Consider the following 17,110-nt stretch of genomic DNA (forward strand, 5'->3'; position numbering starts at 1 on the left):
CGGAGGACCGATCAGAGCGGCTCTCGCTCTTCTTCAGGTCCTCACAGGGCCGCGCGTCCGATCGGATGCGCAAGGACGGTGCAGGACTTTGATTTACCGCATGTTTCCCGATTCAGGTTTTCGGGTCATGCGCTAGCGTTCGTATGCCGGCCACGCCGCGCCTCGATAGCGCGTTGTCTTCTCGGCGCGCACGGCCTGCGGCAGTCGCTGATTGCCGCGGTAGAACATGAGCAATGCCAATGGCAGCCAGAAGAACGGTGAGGTCGATGGACCGAAGGAATCGCTCATCTGATTTGCGACGAGGTAATTCCATACGGACACCGATGTACCGAGCACCATCACATTCGTGCTCGTCGCGGACTCGCTCGTGTCGTCGCCGACCRCTCTCAATGTGCGAAGAACGCCGCCGACCAGATACGCCGTGACGAGCAGGAAGAGGATCGTTATCAGCGCGAGACCGGGCACCCCCAGCGTTCTGAAGTATTCGATGAACAGATTATGGCTGTGGGGCGCGATATCGCCTATCGGCTGCCCCGCCCCTACCCCGAGGAAGGGATGCTGCAGGCCCAGATCGATCGACATCGCCCATAGTCGCTGTCGCGAGACCACCGAATGCGCCTCACCGCCGGAAGCTTGAAGCGACAGCAGGGCGTATGCCCGCGGATTGAGGTGCTGCAGCGCCAAGATGCTGACCTCGAGTATTATCGGAGCCATAACTGTTCCGGCGATTACTGCAACTGACCCCTGCTTCCTTATCGCCAGATATACACTGTACAGCCCGAAGAAAGTCCCAAGYCCTGCAACGCCGAGTACGAAGTTTGTCTTTGAACCCGACTTCACCAAACCCAGGAGCAGCGCCACGAGACAGCCTGTGAGGAGAAGCCGGAGAATTGGTCGTCTGCGGAAGGCAATCAGCTTCGCGGCGAGCAGCGGCAGACTGGCCGACAATGCAATTCCGAGTTGGTTCGATTGCTTGAAATAGCCTTCGGCCCGATCAGCGAATTTGGCGCCGCCGATACCGACCGTCACAAGGCAGGACGTTACGACGCTCATGATGATCATCGCCGTCACGATCCTGTCGACCGCCTCGGAACCCTTCTGCCTGGTGGAAATCGCCGCGACCGCCGGGATGATGGCAAAGCCGAATATATGCGCAAACGCCGTGCGGAGCGTCCTGATCGGGTTATCCGTGTAGAGCATCGACAGCAGCGAAAAGACGATGATGAGGGCGGACGTCGCCAGGACGGAGGCCGCCAGGGTCGCTTCAGTCCGCTGAAGGCGTTTTGCCATTTCGCCATAGGTGGTCACGCTTACCGTGGCGCAGAACAGAGCCAACATGAAGGAAAGCGTGCCATCGGTCCCGCCGATCCGTGTGGCGCCAGGGAACCATATCGACACAATCAGCAAAAGAATGGTTGCTTGCAGCATGGGATGGTCACGGACTGTGCCGCCAAGGGCGGCCACTTCCTGCTTTGGCGGACAATGAGAGGGCTGGATACGGCCGGGAAACAGGCGTTCGGCGCAGTTGCGCAAGAGAAATCAAGGCATGCTGCCGCACGGCGGGTGAAATACTCCGCATACCTATTCAATACACAGCGTAGGCTCGGCCGACGGATAAGAAAATGAGCGAAAAGGTGGCATTGGGACATGGCGCCTTACGCCTTTCGTGCGATGGGTGCCTGGCAATCTCCGGCGACGCGGGTGGTCAAAGCACAGGTGCCCCAAAAAGGGCGGGCAAAGGCATGCAGCCGGTGTTGGTGCGGTCTCTCGGACGTGGGAGATTCAAGGCAAGCAGCAAACTGATTCCACCATCGGAGATCGCCGTGCTTTGGAGCCTTGTCGCAGCTGGCGTGACCGGCATCCTGCTGGGATGTCGCGCTCGCGCGCCTGCGCTCATCGCGGCGACCGCAGTGGTCGTCGTGGTCGGAGYCGGCTTGTTTGATCGACATCGCCTGCTTTCGATCCTGCTCCTCGTTGTAACGCTGCAGTGCGCCTATCTGATCGGCCTCTTCGTCGGCCTCACATGGCGACGCGGCGTGACCCGCAAGCGGTGACCTAGAGGTTCGTCGCCTGAATCCGTTCTGTGCGACATGCCTGGATCAGGAGGCCCGAGGTCAGGAAGCCCGGTCGAATTTCATCACGGCAAAGACTGTCCGGCCGAGAATGACGATATCGGTCCAAATGGACCAGTTCCGCACATAGCGGCTGTCGATGGCGACACGACTGGCATAGTCCATTGCGTCCCTGCCCGTCACCTGCCATAGGCCGGTCACGCCCGGCCGGGCTTTAAGATAATCGGCCGCGCAGACACCGTAACGTTGCAGTTCGTCGGGAACGACCGGTCTTGGACCGACGCAACTCATATCTCCGCGCAGCACGTTGATCAGCTGCGGCAGCTCATCCAGGCTCGACTTCCTGAGGATATGCCCCAGGAACGTGACACGCGGGTCGTGCTTGAGCTTCCAGTTCTGTTCCCACTCCCTGGCGGCCTCGGGATTGTTCGCAAGATGGTCGATCAGAACCTGCCGGGAGTTGGGCACCATGGTCCTGAACTTGTAGCAGGCGAAGGGCTTGCCGTCGAAACCTACCCGGGTGTGGGAGAATATCGCCGGCCCGCCATCGGCCAGCCGAACCAACAGGGCAATCACCAGCATGACCGGGGAAGCCAGGACAAGCGCGATCAGTGCAACCGTGACGTCCATCATCCTTTTGGGACGCCCTCCCAGTGGATTTTGGTTGCGACCGACGCGAAGGCCGGGCCTATGGGAATTTGTGTCAAGCGCACTGATTGTCACGGGTTTGCCGAGGAGTGCCATTGGAGTGGAGTGCAGATYGGAGTGCAGTTCCTGGCCAACTTCACAGCGACGGGTGATCCCGGACAAGAGCCGCAAAGGAGGTAGCGCGCCGGCTGCCGATGATTACCCCCTTAGCGTTATTTCAACTGGTCCTATCTCCCTTGCCGTCGGTTCGGACCGTGGCGCGGGCCCGATCCTACATGCCAGCGCAATAGCGGTAGCCGGCCYGGCACTCCCATTCATTCGGAGATAATCACGCCAGGCTGGAGAGGTCGRGCTAAGTCTTTCGACCCAAACGACGTATCGGGCGCATCCGATTGCCGTGGTAGAAGTCCGAGCGAATTCGACCCTACGCTGGRCAATGAATTGCTGAATGAGACATTGGAACTGGATCCGTCTTGGGGGCCAGTCGAAAAGCGCCATACCAAATACAGGCCATAGCCGAGACAATTGGGGAAATCCGGACCCACGCCGAAAATGCGCAAGCCGGCAAAGGCGGTCGATGGGTGCAGTGCAGAATGCATGCGCATTTCGCGCCCAATCGAGATTCCGCGAGATGAGGGTTACAGCGGAAGAGCTGTTGCCGGCCAGCCTGATCGTGGAGAGCGCGCAACGTGACGCACACCGCAATGCCGTCATCATTTAAGGTCCCAGCAGTGCCGGCTCCCCGCCCCGTTCCCGAGATCGATCGAGAGGAAGCGCTTGCCATCGTGCGCAAGCAAATAGCCTTGCTCGATCTCGATCTCTCCGGCCTCACCGTGGTGGTTGGCGCCGCCACGGGATACCAGGCAACAGCCGCGACAGCCGCAGCGCTGGCCAATGYCGGTCGCGTCATCGCGCTTACCCGAGACTCCCAGCGGCCTCCCGARCTGGCGGCAGAAGGCCATGCCACGCTGGCATTCGCCAGGCAGGCAAAAGTATCCGACCGCGTGGAAGTGACGAACAGAATCGACAGCCGCAAATGGCAGAACGTCGACCTCCTTGCGAACTGTCCTCAGGTCGGCCCGATTTCGCGGTCGCTGGTCGAACTCCTGCCCTCCCAYGCGGTAATTTCGCTCATGGCYGAACCGTGGGAGCTGCGGCCAGGCGTCGTGGACTTCGACGGCTGCGACGACGCCGGCATCAAAGTAGCGGCGCCCAATCTCAGCCACCCCGCCATCGGCCTGTTGCCCGAGTTCGCGCGGCTATGCTGCATCCTGCTCGACGACGCCGGCATCGATCAGAGCGGCGCAGCGATTGCAATTGTCTGCGATACGCCCTGCGGACCGGTCATCGAGAACGCGCTCCGCAAACGCGGAGCGCGGGTGGGCGTGTTTGCGCATCCGATGCTTCTGCCGAGCAACAAATGGGACGTGATTGTTGTCGCGATGCGGCCTGCGGACAGGCCGCCAATGGATATCAACTGCCTTGGCCGCATTTCCGAGATCTCGCGCAACGCGCTGCTGGTGCAATTCAGCGGCGAGATCGATCGCTCCGCCGCCCATTATTTCGGCCTCAGGGTGTGGCCGCCGAAGCGGCCGGCCCGCGGTCAACTGGGCCTGCCGCTCGAGGTGCTGGGCGCGGCTCCGACGATCCGCAAGCTGACCGGCGGCCTGAAGGCTGCCGAGGCCGCGTATCGCGGCGCCGAGCTCGGGCGGGACAGCGTTGGGTTCATCGTGACGGCCGGAACGGCCGACGGGGGGCGCGCCGGACCATTTGCCGACGCGCCGCCGTTTCAGGAATAGGGTCCGCCGGGGAGGTCTAACCTCTGAAGATCAGGCCATCAGACCGGCAAGACGACCCTCAAAGCATCATCTCTCTCAGCTTGTACGCCACCTCGGTACGGTTCGTGGCCTTCAGCTTCTTCATTATGTTTCGGATATGGACCTTGACCGTGCTCTCACACAGGTTGAGCTCGTAGGCGATTATCTTGTTCGCCTTGCCCTTCCGCAGCGCCTCTACCACCGCGGCCTCGCGTGCGGTGAACATGCCAGTGAGCGGGCGGGCGCTGTTGGTGGTCGCATGGATAACCTCGCGAAGCGCCAGCAAACAGCTGGCGGGTACGAAGATACCCCCGGCACGGGCGAGACCGGTGGCCTCGGCCGCAACCCTCACGGTCACGCTTGTGGGAATGTAACCGCGAGCGCCGCATTCAAGAGCCGCCAGAATCTCTCCCGGTTCATCGGAGTCGGCCACCACGATCACCGGTACCGCGCCAACCTCGGCGACGAAATGCAAGAGTTCCGCCCGAACGCTCTGTTCGGTAACTTTCCTGGCGCCCAGGATCACAAGGAAAGCGGATGGTTCCGTCGCGTCGGTGAAGTGCCGGAGTTCATCCAGCGAGCCCACCGCCCGGACACGGAAGGTGGGATTRTGTTCTGTGAGGCCCCGAGCGAGACATTCCCGCTCAAGTGCCCGCTTGTCGATAATTACGACGAGGCCGTCGGTTGCATGCACTTCTTCTTCGAGACTGGGACTGCCGAGCCCACTACCATCCGGCAGATACCCATTATGCACTGCTGCTGTCGTGTCGTTCCAAAGTTCGGGAATTCGAGAGTACCCCATGCTACTTACTCCTCTCCGCCACCCATTCTGCTTTTTGTCGGTCCTTTTCTGGCTTCGCTTCCCGGCAAAGCCCTTCAGTTGTCAACAGAATGCCCCATCCAAGGCCTTATCAGCCCTGTCCGTTTCACCAGATGATACACAAGTGGCATGAACGCCGATCCAACGCACGGCGTACATGGCACTCCGCTCAATTTGAGGCAGCCCCCCCGACCTACCTAAATTCATCCTACGACGCTGTGGAAAACGCGCATTAATCCGGGTTAACAATTTGCTAATTATATCTTAGGTGGCTAATTTAGTCCAAAAGTACTGCAGCTTAAAATTGCATCCAGTCGATTTTCGCCCAAAAGAAGAACTCGGGTGCCGCGATCAGAGGCAGCCCGGCGCGGGCCGCAAAACGCGGCATTGTTGCCGCTGACGCAATCGGCCCAGCCCCTCACAAGACGCACTCGTCCGGTTCGACCAGATCACCGCCGTCGGGCGTGTCTCCGGTCCCGCAGTTACGGTCCGGCAACAAGTCTCGACCGGCAATCGTGGCGTCGACGCAGACAGTGGAAAAAGCAAGAACTCAGCCGTCCCAGGCTGGAAACCCGGCACCAGCGCTTAACGGAGAAGGTGATGGTACCGTTGGCTGGGCTCGAACCAGCGACCCCCAGATCCACAATCTGGTGCTCTAACCAACTGAGCTACAACGGCACATCCGCTTGAGCGCAATCCGAGAAGAAATCATTCTTCGCGTCCGGCTCTATCGTCGGCGATGCGTCCCATACGGGCTAACAGAGTCTAATTCAAGGCCTTTGATAAGGCAAAGATCGGTTCAGCGAACCGGCACCGGCTTTCGCCGCACAAAAGAACGCCAAACAAAGAAAAGGCCGGCGGGAGGAGGAGCCGGCCTTTTCCTGTTACAAGCCAGCGGGAGGAGGAGCTGGCTGGTCACCCCGGAGAGCGAAGGGAGGAGGTTTCACCCTCCGGGTATTCATCTGCTCAATTCATCGCACATCTATTTGTCTGACAAAATGCGACGTTTTGATGCAGCTTTGGCGGTGCGTATCAGGCCGCCTTGGCGTCCTTCATCGCCTTTTCGAAAGCGGTCTTGACCGGCTTGGAGACGTCCTCGACAGCCTTGGAAGCAACCGTCTGGAAGTCCTTGGCCTGTTCGATGGCCATCTCGACGCGCTTGCGCAGGAAGGCGGTCTGCAGTTCGACGACCTCGGAGAGCGTCTTGGCGCCGACCAGGGCTTCGAGATGCGAGAAGCTAGCCTCGGCATTGGCGCGCAGAATGGCGATGGTCTTGAGCGACAGATCGCCGGAAACGGTCTTGGCGGTCTCGTAGGTCGAYTCCAGGACCTTCTGAGTCTCCTCGGCGCCGGTCTTCAGCTTGGCATAGGCCTCTTTCGACTGCTCAACGCCCTTCTCGGCGAAGGCGCGGATCTGGTCGGTGGCCTTGGAGGCGTCGAAGCTCGGGAATTCCACGTTCTCGATGGTCTCAGTGGTCTTGGTCTTGGACATTTTCCAACCTTTTCTGGGTAGCGGCTTTGACAGAAAGCCGTCTCGTTCATGTATGATGGCAATATAAAGGCAAATTTTGTGCATTGCAACATCCTTGTTGCAGCGCACCATAAAAATCGCCCGACCGTTAACCACGAGCCCAGAGATTTCAGCCGATACACGGGATGGCTTGTGGACCTTCGCCTTGTACGCTTTTATTAACAAAGCGTTAACCGAGATACCCGCTGCCGGAGGGTTCGCCAGCGCATGCCGCCTGAAAACTACTCCTTCCTCGATGTCGCCGTGCTCGACGCGGTGCGCCAGCGCTTTGCCGCTGGCGAYGCGCTCGCCATCTTGTCGGCCGACCTCGAGCAGGTGATCTGGGCTAACGGGCCTGGCGCGGCCATGTTTGGCTATCCGGATATCGAGGCCATCATCGGCGCCTCGGCGCGGCTGCCGGTGATCGCCAGGCGGCAGATCATGGCGACCAGCGGCTTTCCGGAAATCGGCAGCGACCGCGCCGTCACCGTCAGGCTTGCGACCGGCATGGTGAGCCGCGCCGTCGGCCTGCTCGCCAGCGCGGTGCGGATGCCGGACGGCGAGAAGGCGATCATGCTGGCTGTGCCGGCGGCGCAGACGGGTTCGCGCAGCGCGGCCGAAATCGCCAGCCGGGCCATCGGCGGCATCACCGAGGCCGGGCATTTCATCGCCTTCGTCGATGCCCAAGGTCGCGTCGAAGCCGCGTCCGAAGGCTTTGCGGCGCTCGGCATCAAGCCGGAGACCCTGGCTGCCCTGGTCGCGGATGTGGCAAGCGCGGGAGACCGCGTCGTCAAGCGCCTTGTGCCGGGCGCAGGCACCTCCTATCCGGCCGGCTTTGCGCGGCTCACCGATGCGCGCCATCTTCTGGTGGTGATCGACGAGGACCTGCTCGACCGCCAGCAGCCTGGCGGCGATGACCAAATTGCGGCGCCGGAAAGCCCGCCCGCCGTCCCCGAGGACAAGAGCGCGGCCGCCGAAGCCGAGCCCGTCCGAGAGCACGACACCACGCCTCCGGTGGCGAGAGCGCGCGACAAGGCGGACACGACTCCGCCTGCGCGCAGCGCCCGGCCGGCAGAAGGCACCCCGGCGGCCGCCCCCCAAGCGCCGGACAGCGCCCAGGCGGGCAGACCGGCTGACGATGCGCGGCTCGCGCAGCACGACCACTGGTATTTCAACGCCGGCGGCGACGATGCAAGGCGGCTTGAACAGAAGGCGCCGGCGCGGGCCGAAGCGTCGGATGGCGCGGACGAAAGCCAGCAGGCTGGGGCAGCGGCGCCGACACAGCCGTCTCGCAGTATCGACCGCTCGGCGCCGCCGCTGCGTTTCGTCTGGCGCACCGACGCCGAGGGCAAGTTCAGCGCGCTGTCGCCGGAATTCGCCGACCTCGTCGGCAAGCCGGCCGCGGACGTGATCGGCCGCCGCTTCAAGGATGTCGCCACGACTTTCGGTCTCGACGCATCGGGCGAGATCGCCGCCCTGCTCGAGCGGCGCGACACCTGGTCCGGGCGATCGGTGCTTTGGCCGGTGGCGGGCACGGACCTGAAAATCCCCGTCGATCTCGCAGCGCTGCCGGTCTACGACCGCAACCGCGTCTTCGAAGGTTTCCGCGGTTTCGGCGTCGCGCGCAGCGCCGACGCCGTTGTCGACCCGGAAGCGCTCGGCATGGCGCTCGTGCCCAATGGCGCGGCGCCGGCGCAATCCGAACCTGCCGCCCAGCAACCGGCGGCCGAGCCACCGAAGCCGGCCGACCCGTTCCGGGGCGAGGTGCCGGCGCTGACCATCGTGCCGAAGCCCGAGCGGCGCTATGCCGACAAGGTGATCCGCCTGGCCGAGCATCGGCAGCCGGCCAATGACAAGCAGCCGGGAACCGACAAGCCAGCAAGTGACAGGCCAGGAAGCGAGAAGGGCCTGTCGATCCTCGAGCGTAGCGCCTTTCGCGAGATCGGCGAGCGATTGAGAAAGGACAGTGCCGGCCCGGCCGAACCGCCCGCCGCCGACATCGCCGGGACTGAAGGGCGATCCGAGGCCGAGGCCGTCGAGAAGGCTGAGGCGGAAACCGAGGCGGAAGATCGGAAGGATCTGGCTCGCCTCGACAGCGCCGAAGAAGCTCCCGAGGCAGCCGCTGGTGAGGRCAAAGCGCCGCCCGCCTCGCGTTCGCTGCTCAACTATGCCGGGCGCGGCAAATCTGCCGRCGAAGCGGAGGAAGCGGCGGAGACCCGCGAAACCGCAGAGACGGAAAAGCAAGCCAAGCCGACGTCTGGCCAGCCGGCCCGCGCCGAGGCGGCAGCCTCCGACGGCGACGGCATGACCGCCGACGATTTTCGCGATGCTGAAGACAGCGAGGATTGGGCCGGTTCCGACAGCGCCCTGCCCCACACTGAACAGACCGGCGAAGCGAAAGCGTCACCGGAACGGCCGCGCCTCAAGGTGCCGCCGCTCAAGCTGGAAGGCTTCGTGCCGTCGGCTTTCTCCACCGGCGAGGATGTGCGGGCGCCCGACACGTCGATCCTCGCCCGGCTCCCGGTGCCGCTGCTCATCCATTCCGGCGATGTGCTGCATTACGCCAACGACGCGTTCCTCGAGCTCACCGGCTATGACGCGGTAGACGACCTCACCTATGCAGGCGGGCTGGGCGCGCTCTTCGCCGACCCCTACGCCCACGATGGCGAGGCTGACGAAAGCGACCGTTCGCTGAGGCTCAGAACCCGCCAGGGCGAGGAATTCCCGATCGATGCGCTCCTGCGTTCCGTGCCGTGGCGCGGCGGCAAGGCGCTGATGCTGGTGGTGCGCCGCTCCGGTGAGGACGAAGCGCCGATGGCGCACCTCAGCGCGGCGAATGATGCGGCGAGCCCGCAGCCGGACGTTTCCGAACTGAAATCGCGCATCGCCGAAATGCGCACCATCATCGACACCGCAACCGACGGCGTGGTGCTGATCGGCCGCGACGGCAATATCCGCTCGATCAGCCGTCCGGCCGAAGCCCTGTTCGGCTTCGACAGCGACGAGATCGCCGGCAAGCCCTTTGCCTCGCTGTTCGCCATCGAGAGCCAGCGTGCGGCGCGCGACTATCTGGCCGGCCTTTCCGAGCCGGGCGTCGCCAGCCTGCTCAACGATGGGCGCGAGGTGATCGGCCGCGAGGCGCAGGGGCGCTTCATCCCGCTGTTCATGACCATCGGCAGGCTGCCCAACGACAGCGGCTTCTGCGCCGTCGTGCGCGACATCACGCAGTGGAAGCGGGCCGAGGAGGACCTCACCCAGGCGCGCGCGGTGGCCGAGCGCGCCTCTTCGCAGAAGACGGATTTCCTCGCCCGAATCAGCCATGAGATCCGCACGCCGCTCAACGCCATCATCGGCTTTTCCGAACTGATGGTGGACGAGAAGTTCGGCCCGGTCGCCAACGACCGCTACCGCGACTATCTGCGCGACATCAACCGGTCCGGCAATCACGTGCTCGACCTCGTCAACGACCTCCTCGACATTTCCAAGATCGAGGCCGGCCAGCAGGAGATGGCCTATGAGGCAGTGTCGCTCAACGACACGCTGGCCGAAACGGTGGCGATGATGCAGCCGCAAGCCAACCGCGAGCGCGTCATCATCCGCTCGAGCTTCGCCTCCCGGCTGCCGGAAGTGGTGGCCGACTTGAGAAGCGTGCGCCAGATCGCGCTCAACATCCTTTCGAACGCCATCCGTTACACGCAGGCCGGCGGCCAGGTGATCGTGTCCACCGCCTACGAAGCCTCCGGCGATGTTGCGATGCGCGTGCGCGATACCGGCATCGGCATGACGCAGGCCGAGATCGAGCAGGCGTTGAAGCCGTTCAAGCAGCTCAATGCGCTGAAGCGCGGCCGCGGCGACGGGACCGGCCTCGGCCTGCCGCTGACCAAGGCTATGGTGGAGGCGAACCGCGCCCGCTTCACCATCACCTCGACGCCCGGCGAAGGCACGCTGGTCGAGGTCGCCTTCCCCTCGACGCGCGTGCTGGCCGAATAATCGCGTTTCGGATTTTCGGATCGCCCCGAAAAAGAAAAGGCGTCCATTGGACGCCTTAGGAATTGCTGTCACTACGGGGCTTGAGCGAATCTGATCCTCAGGAGACGAGGAACGGGATTTCTCCCTCAAGTTACACGCGACTATCGTCGCCGTCCCTTAACAAGTTCTTACCTGGGGGCGAAAAAATTTACGAATGTGTACCACTCATGAAATCTAGGTAAATCGGACAGAGAGAATTTGTTCACCATAGCGCAGCGCCGTTAGTCGCACTCGCGTCGACGAACTAATCAGCCAGCTGCGGCAGGTTCTTGAACAGCTCCAGCGCTTCGGGATTGGCGAGCGCCTCCTTGTTCTTGATGGCGCGGCCGTGGACGACGTCGCGCACGGCGAGTTCGGTGATCTTGCCCGATTTGGTGYGCGGGATGTCGGCGACGGCAATGATCTTGGCCGGAACATGGCGCGGGCTGGCGCCGGTGCGGATCCTGGCGCGAATGCGCTTTTCCAGATCCTCGTCCAAGCTCGCGCCAGCGGCCAGCCGCACGAACAGCACCACACGCACGTCATTGTCGAAATCCTGGYCGATGCAGAGCGCCTCCAGGATTTCCGGCATCTGCTCGACCTGGTTGTAGATTTCGGCGGTGCCGATCCGGACGCCGCCAGGATTGAGCGTGGCGTCGGAGCGGCCGTGGATGATCATGCCGCCATGGGCCGTCCATTCGGCGAAGTCGCCATGGCACCAGACATTGTCGAATCGCTCGAAATAGGCCGCGTGGTATTTCTTGCCTTCAGGGTCGTTCCAGAAGCCGATCGGCATCGACGGGAACGCCCTGGTGCAGACCAGCTCGCCCTTTTCCTGCCGGACCGGCCTGCCATCGTCGTCCCACACGTCGACGGCGAGCCCCAGGCCCGGCCCCTGGATTTCTCCGGTCCACACCGGCTCGGTCGGCACCCCCAGCACGAAGCAGGAGACGATGTCGGTGCCGCCGGAAATCGAGGCCAGATGCACGTCCTTCTTGATGCCGTCATAGACGAAGCGGAAATCCTCCGGCGAAAGCGGCGAGCCGGTGGACGAGATGGTGCGCACGGTCTCGAGATCGTGGCTCTTGATCGGCTTCAGCCCTGCCTTGCGCACGGAATCGATGAATTTCGCCGAGGTGCCGAAATAGGTCACCTTCTCGGCGTCGGCGAAATCGAACAGCGCATTGCCRTCGGGATAGAAGGGCGAGCCGTCATAGAGCAGCAGGGTCGCGCCCGAGGCGAGGCCCGAGACGAGCCAGTTCCACATCATCCAGCCGCAGGTGGTGAAGTAGAAGAAGCGGTCGCCGTCGAGCAGGCCGGCATGCAGCCGCTGTTCCTTGACGTGCTGGATGAGCGTGCCGCCGGCCGAGTGCACGATGCACTTTGGAATCCCGGTCGTGCCGGAGGAGAACAGTATATAGAGCGGGTGCGAAAACGGCAGCCGCTCGAAACTCAGCGCCTTGACGGCGAAGGGTGAAAGCGCTTCCTCCAGCGCCGCCGCCTTTTCGATGGTGGCGGCGACATCGGCGGACGTGCCGAGATAGTCGACGATCAGCACCTTGCGCACGGTTGCCAGCTTCGCGGCCACCGCGCGGACCTTGTCGGCGACCTCGATCGCCTTGCCGTTGTACCAGTAGYCGTCGGGCGCGATGAAGACGACCGGCTCGATCTGGCCGAAACGGTCGAGCACCCCCTGTTCGCCGAAATCGGGCGAGCAGGAGGACCAGACCGCGCCGATCGAGGCGGCGGCCAGCATGGCGGCCACCGTCTCCGGCATGTTGGGCATCATGGCGGCGATGCGATCGCCCGGCTTGACGCCGAGCGACAGGAAGAACTGCTGCAAGCGCGAGGTGAGCGCATGGAGCTCGTTCCAGGTGAGCCGGCGCTCGACCTTGTCCTCGCCACGGAAGACGATGGCCAGGCCGCCGCCGGTCTTCTTCAGAAGGTTCTCGGCGAAATTGAGCTTTGCGTCGGGGAAGAAGGCGGCGCCCGGCATCTTCTCACCGTCGACCAGAGCCCGTTCGCCCTTGTCGCCGACAAGCCCGCAGAAATCCCAGACCAGGCTCCAGAACGCCTCGCGATCGTCGATCGACCAGCGATGCAGTTCCGCGTAGCTGGAAATGGCCTCCCCGGTCTTCGCCGCCGCGGCCTTCATGAAGGCGGTCATCGGCGCGGAGGCGATCCGGTCCTGCGTCGGCGTCCACAAGGGTGTGTCGGCGGCCATGATCGTTCCTCCCAAAGCGCGTCGCGATTGCGGCAGTTAAGCCTGATGCCGCCGACGTCGTTGTCCCAAAACCGGCGTGGCGTTTGCGGGCCGGACGGGTTTATCGCTTATGCATACCGCAGCGCAGCAGAGCAAGATTTTGTTGGAATGACCAATGGAGATGCGGCGCAAATGCCATCGCGGGGCCATAAAGACTTGAAAAGCGTCGGCGCTCGGTTACACCCGTCGGGCGATTTGTCGRCAATGGAAGCATACAGGGCGACATGCCATCATCTTTGATCCGGCGGGGGGTATGGGTGATCGGCGTCGCGGTGCTGGTCATCRCACTGGCCGTCGCCGCCCTGCCGCTGATTGCTTCGACCCGCATCGTACGCGACCGCATCGCCTGGGAACTGAGCGCCTGGAGCGGCTTCAGGGTCACAATCGACGGTTCGCCGCGCATCGAGGTGTGGCCGAAGTTCCGGGYAATCCTCAGCGATGTGACGCTGTCGCAATGGACCGAAACCGACGCGCCGCCGGTGATCGAAGCCGAGCGCGTCGAGGTCGACCTCTCGGCCATGGCTGCCCTGCAGGGTGACGTCGCGTTCTCAACGGCAAGGCTTGTGCGGCCGACCATCAGGGTCGAGCGCACGGCGAGCGGCTTCTATCTGCCTCCGCTTCCGACGGGCGGCCGCATCACGCGCTCGATCGACACGGCGCGCGGCGTGGTCACTGCCAACCCGCAGAAGCCCGATCTCGGCAGACTACCTGCCGATCCGTTCGGCATCGTCGAGTTCCGCGACGGCCGCATCGTGGCTTCGGCAGGCGGCAAGGACACGGAGATCCTGAGCAGCCTTTCCGGCCAGGTGAACTGGGCGGCCATGAACAGCGAGGCCACGCTGACGGCGACCGGTATTTGGCGCGGCGAAAGCGTCCAGGTCGATTTTTCGTCGGCCCGGCCGCTGGTGCTGTTTGCCGGAGGGGTCGCGCCCGTCTCGCTCGCCTTCAAGGCGGCGCCCGCCACCCTCTCCTTCGACGGCGTCGCCTCCATGGCGGAGAACGCCTATCTGGATGGCCAGGCGAAGTTCGCCGCGCCGTCGCTGAGACGCCTGCTTGAATGGTCGCAGGCCGGCATCGCGCCCGGCGCCGCGATCGGCTCCGTCTCGGTGGCGAGCAAGGTGACGGCCTCGGCGGGACGGGCGAAATTCGAGAACAYGACGGTGGCGCTCGACAACAACCCGGGCATGGGGGCGCTGGACCTCTCGCTCAGCGAGGCGATGCCGGTGATTTCCGGCACGCTAGCYTTCGACACGCTCGATCTTCGATCGCTCTTGTCCGCCTTCACGCCGATCGTCCCCACCGGCGAAGCGGGGCCTGGCGATATCGACACCAGCTTCGCAGACAAGATCAATCTCGACCTCAGGCTGTCGGCGGCACACGCCACAGCCGGCCCCATACAGCTTGCCGACGTCGCAGCCACTGCGCAGGTCAAGAACGGGCTTGCCGTTTTCGATATCTCCGATGCGTCCGCCTTTAACGGCAACATCCAGAGCAGCCTGCGCTTCGACCGCAAGCCGGACGGAACCCAGGTCGAGCTGAGGCTGCTGGCATCGGATGTGGACACCGGCGCCTTCGCCACCGCGGCGGGGATGAAACGGCTGGTGCCTGCCGGCACCGGTACCGTCTCGGTCATTCTGAAGGGACCAGGCAAGGCCTGGGACTCCATCTTCGAGAGTGCCGACGGATCCTTCTCGGCGACGTTAGGGCCAGGCGCACTCAACGGGCTCAACCTGCCTGCCTTCCTCAAGCGCAACGAACAGGGCGGATTCTTCGCGCTCGACGACGTCGCCAACGGCTCGCTGCCGATCGACGGCGCCGAGATCAAGGCGAGCATCTCGAAAGGCGTGGCGCGGCTGGACAAGGCCGAGGTCAATGCGCAGAAGTACAAGATCTGGCTTTCGGGCATCGCCTCCTATGCCGGGCGCGGACTCGCGCTCTCCGGCGGCATCATCCCCAACGGACAGCCAGCGCAACAGCCGCTGGCCAACAACGGCAAGGCGCCCAATCCGGCTCCCCCGGGCCCGAACCAGTCGCTGTTCTTCGTCGGCGGCAACTGGAGCACGCCGTTCATCTCGCCRATCAGCCGCGGCGTGTCGGGCCAATAGCGCAATTCCAGGAAGTCGTCCGCTTCCGTCCGGAACGGCAAGAAGCACGAGGCGCAAGTCGCGCCCGTCCCTAGTTGCTTACGCGCGCTGGGCGGCCTGCTCATCGCGCTGGCGCTGGACCTCGCGGCGCTTGTTGGCGATCGAGGCGATGATGACGCCGATGGCGACAACAGCAATCAGGATGGTGCAGGCGGCGTTGATCTCGGGCGTCACGCCGAGGCGCACCTGGCTGTAGATCTTCATCGGCAGCGTCGTGGCGCCCGGGCCGGAGGTGAAGCTGGCGATGACGAGGTCGTCGAGCGAGAGCGTGAATGCCAGCATCCAGYCGGAGACGATGGCCGGCAGGATGACAGGCAAGGTGATCTGGAAGAAGGTTTTCACGGGGGGCGCGCCAAGGTCCATGGCGGCTTCCTCCAGAGAGCGGTCGAAGGAGACCAGGCGCGACTGAACGACGACCGCCACGAAGCACATGGTGAAGGTGGTGTGCGCAAGCGTGACTGTGAAGAAGCCGCGGTCGAGCCCAACGGCCACGAACAGCAGAAGCAGCGACAGGCCGGTGATGACCTCCGGCATGACCAGCGGCGCAAAGACCATGCCGGAAAACAGCACCCTGCCCCTGAAGCGCGTGTAGCGGGTCAAGGTGATCGCCGCCAGCGTGCCAAGCACTGTTGCGGCGGTGGCCGAGATGACGCCGACGCGCGCCGTCACCCAGGTGGCGTCCATCAGGCCCTGATTGTGGAGCAGCGACACGTACCATTTGGTCGAGAAGCCGCCCCAGACGGTGACGAGCTTCGACTCGTTGAAGGAAAAGACGATGAGCAGCACGATCGGCAGATACAGGAAGGCAAAGCCAAGCACGACCGAGGTGATGTTGAAGCGGCTCCAGGTGGTGCTCATTTGCCTTGCTCCTGGGCGCGCGCCTGAGCCTGCTGGAAGAACATGATCGGAACGGTCAGCACCAAGAGCAGGATGACCGCTACGGCCGACGWCACCGGCCAGTCGCGGTTGGCGAAGAACTCGTTCCACAGCGTCTTGCCGATCATCAACGTCTGTGAGCCGCCGAGAAGGTCGGGAATGACGAACTCGCCGACGGCGGGGATGAAGACCAGCAGGCAGCCGGYGATCACGCCCGGCAGCGACAGCGGAAAGGTGATCTTCCAGAAGGCGCCGATCGGCGGGCAGCCGAGATCCTGTGCCGCCTCGATCAGCGAATAATCCATCTTCTCCAGCGACGAATAGAGCGGCAGCACCATGAAGGGCAGGTAGGAGTAGACGATGCCGATGAAGATCGCGGTGTAGGTGTTGAGGATGACCAGCGGCTCACTGATGAGGTGCAGCGACAAAAGCACCTGGTTGAGCAGCCCTTCGGGCTTGAGAATGCCGATCCAGGCATAGACGCGGATCAGGAACGAGGTCCAGAACGGGAGGATCACCAGCATCAGCAAGGTCGGGCGCACCGTTGCCGGTGCGCGCGCCATGCCATAGGCGATCGGATAGCCGACGATCAGCGTCAGCACCGTCGAGACCGCCGCGATGATCAGGCTCGTTACATAGGCGTTGAAGTAGAGGGCGTCCTGGGTGAGCCAGGTGTAGTTGTCGAAGTTGAGTTCTCGGAACCCGGCGAAAAATCCGGAAATGCCATCGCTGAAATCGAGCACAGGCGTGTAGGGCGGCATCGAGATCGCCGTCTGCGACAGCGAGATCTTGAACACGATGGCGAACGGGACAAGGAAGAAGAACAGCAGCCAGAGATATGGGACGATGATGACGAGCCGGTTGACGAACCCCTTCGCCATCCTTGTCGGCAAAGCGGCTGCGGTTTCGGCCGACGGAGAAGCAGTGGCGGCGATGTTGGTCATGACCTCTTC

11 protein-coding genes and 1 tRNA gene are annotated in these 17,110 nt (G+C 63.3%); 4 read left to right on the forward strand and 8 right to left on the reverse strand.

Features of this window, described 5'->3' with window-relative positions:
• Positions 1–132: 132 nt before the first annotated feature.
• Positions 133–1,428, reverse strand: coding sequence for an O-antigen ligase family protein (locus ORS3428_RS12245; RefSeq protein ID WP_071097910.1), 1,296 nt, complete (start codon positions 1,426–1,428; stop codon positions 133–135).
• A gap of 194 nt (positions 1,429–1,622) precedes the next feature.
• Between ORS3428_RS12245 and ORS3428_RS33020 the strand changes: the two genes are divergently transcribed.
• On the forward strand, positions 1,623–2,054 hold the full coding sequence (locus ORS3428_RS33020) for a hypothetical protein (protein WP_131802889.1): 432 nt from the start codon (positions 1,623–1,625) through the stop codon (positions 2,052–2,054).
• Positions 2,055–2,114: 60 nt separating this feature from the next.
• Here ORS3428_RS33020 and ORS3428_RS12255 read toward each other — a convergent pair whose 3' ends face one another.
• On the reverse strand, positions 2,115–2,705 hold the full coding sequence (locus ORS3428_RS12255) for a sugar transferase (protein ID WP_071097915.1): 591 nt from the start codon (positions 2,703–2,705) through the stop codon (positions 2,115–2,117).
• A gap of 818 nt (positions 2,706–3,523) precedes the next feature.
• On the opposite strand from ORS3428_RS12255, the gene ORS3428_RS33025 reads away from it, so the two are divergent.
• On the forward strand, positions 3,524–4,519 hold the full coding sequence (locus ORS3428_RS33025) for a hypothetical protein (protein ID WP_210185691.1): 996 nt from the start codon (positions 3,524–3,526) through the stop codon (positions 4,517–4,519).
• Positions 4,520–4,577: 58 nt separating this feature from the next.
• On the opposite strand, the gene ORS3428_RS12265 is transcribed toward ORS3428_RS33025, so the two are convergent.
• From ORS3428_RS12265 to ORS3428_RS12275, 3 genes are all read right to left on the reverse strand, one after another.
• Positions 4,578–5,339, reverse strand: coding sequence for a response regulator transcription factor (locus ORS3428_RS12265; protein WP_071097920.1), 762 nt, complete (start codon positions 5,337–5,339; stop codon positions 4,578–4,580).
• A gap of 619 nt (positions 5,340–5,958) precedes the next feature.
• Positions 5,959–6,035: transfer RNA gene (locus ORS3428_RS12270), tRNA-His, on the reverse strand.
• Between the two features lie 354 nt (positions 6,036–6,389).
• Positions 6,390–6,848: a phasin gene (locus ORS3428_RS12275; protein WP_071097922.1), complete on the reverse strand. Its 459-nt coding sequence runs from the start codon at positions 6,846–6,848 to the stop codon at positions 6,390–6,392.
• Positions 6,849–7,094: 246 nt separating this feature from the next.
• Here ORS3428_RS12275 and ORS3428_RS12280 point away from each other — a divergent pair, with 246 nt between their 5' ends.
• On the forward strand, positions 7,095–10,856 hold the full coding sequence (locus tag ORS3428_RS12280; protein ID WP_071097925.1) for a PAS domain S-box protein: 3,762 nt from the start codon (positions 7,095–7,097) through the stop codon (positions 10,854–10,856).
• Between the two features lie 283 nt (positions 10,857–11,139).
• On the opposite strand, the gene ORS3428_RS12285 is transcribed toward ORS3428_RS12280, so the two are convergent.
• Entirely contained in the window at positions 11,140–13,098 is a 1,959-nt protein-coding gene (locus tag ORS3428_RS12285; protein ID WP_071097927.1) for an acetoacetate--CoA ligase, read from the reverse strand.
• Between the two features lie 263 nt (positions 13,099–13,361).
• On the opposite strand from ORS3428_RS12285, the gene ORS3428_RS12290 reads away from it, so the two are divergent.
• Positions 13,362–15,242, forward strand: coding sequence for an AsmA family protein (locus tag ORS3428_RS12290; protein WP_071097930.1), 1,881 nt, complete (start codon positions 13,362–13,364; stop codon positions 15,240–15,242).
• A gap of 78 nt (positions 15,243–15,320) precedes the next feature.
• On the opposite strand, the gene ORS3428_RS12295 is transcribed toward ORS3428_RS12290, so the two are convergent.
• Entirely contained in the window at positions 15,321–16,139 is an 819-nt protein-coding gene (locus ORS3428_RS12295; RefSeq protein ID WP_071097932.1) for an ABC transporter permease, read from the reverse strand.
• A complete protein-coding gene (locus tag ORS3428_RS12300) occupies positions 16,136–17,101 on the reverse strand; it encodes an ABC transporter permease subunit (protein WP_071097934.1) in 966 nt (321 codons plus the stop codon). Before ORS3428_RS12300 ends, ORS3428_RS12295 begins: the two co-directional genes overlap by 4 nt.
• Between the last annotated feature and the right edge of the window lie 9 nt (positions 17,102–17,110).

The organism is Mesorhizobium sp. ORS 3428 (assembly GCF_001854785.1).
Classification (GTDB): Bacteria; Pseudomonadota; Alphaproteobacteria; order Rhizobiales; family Rhizobiaceae; genus Mesorhizobium.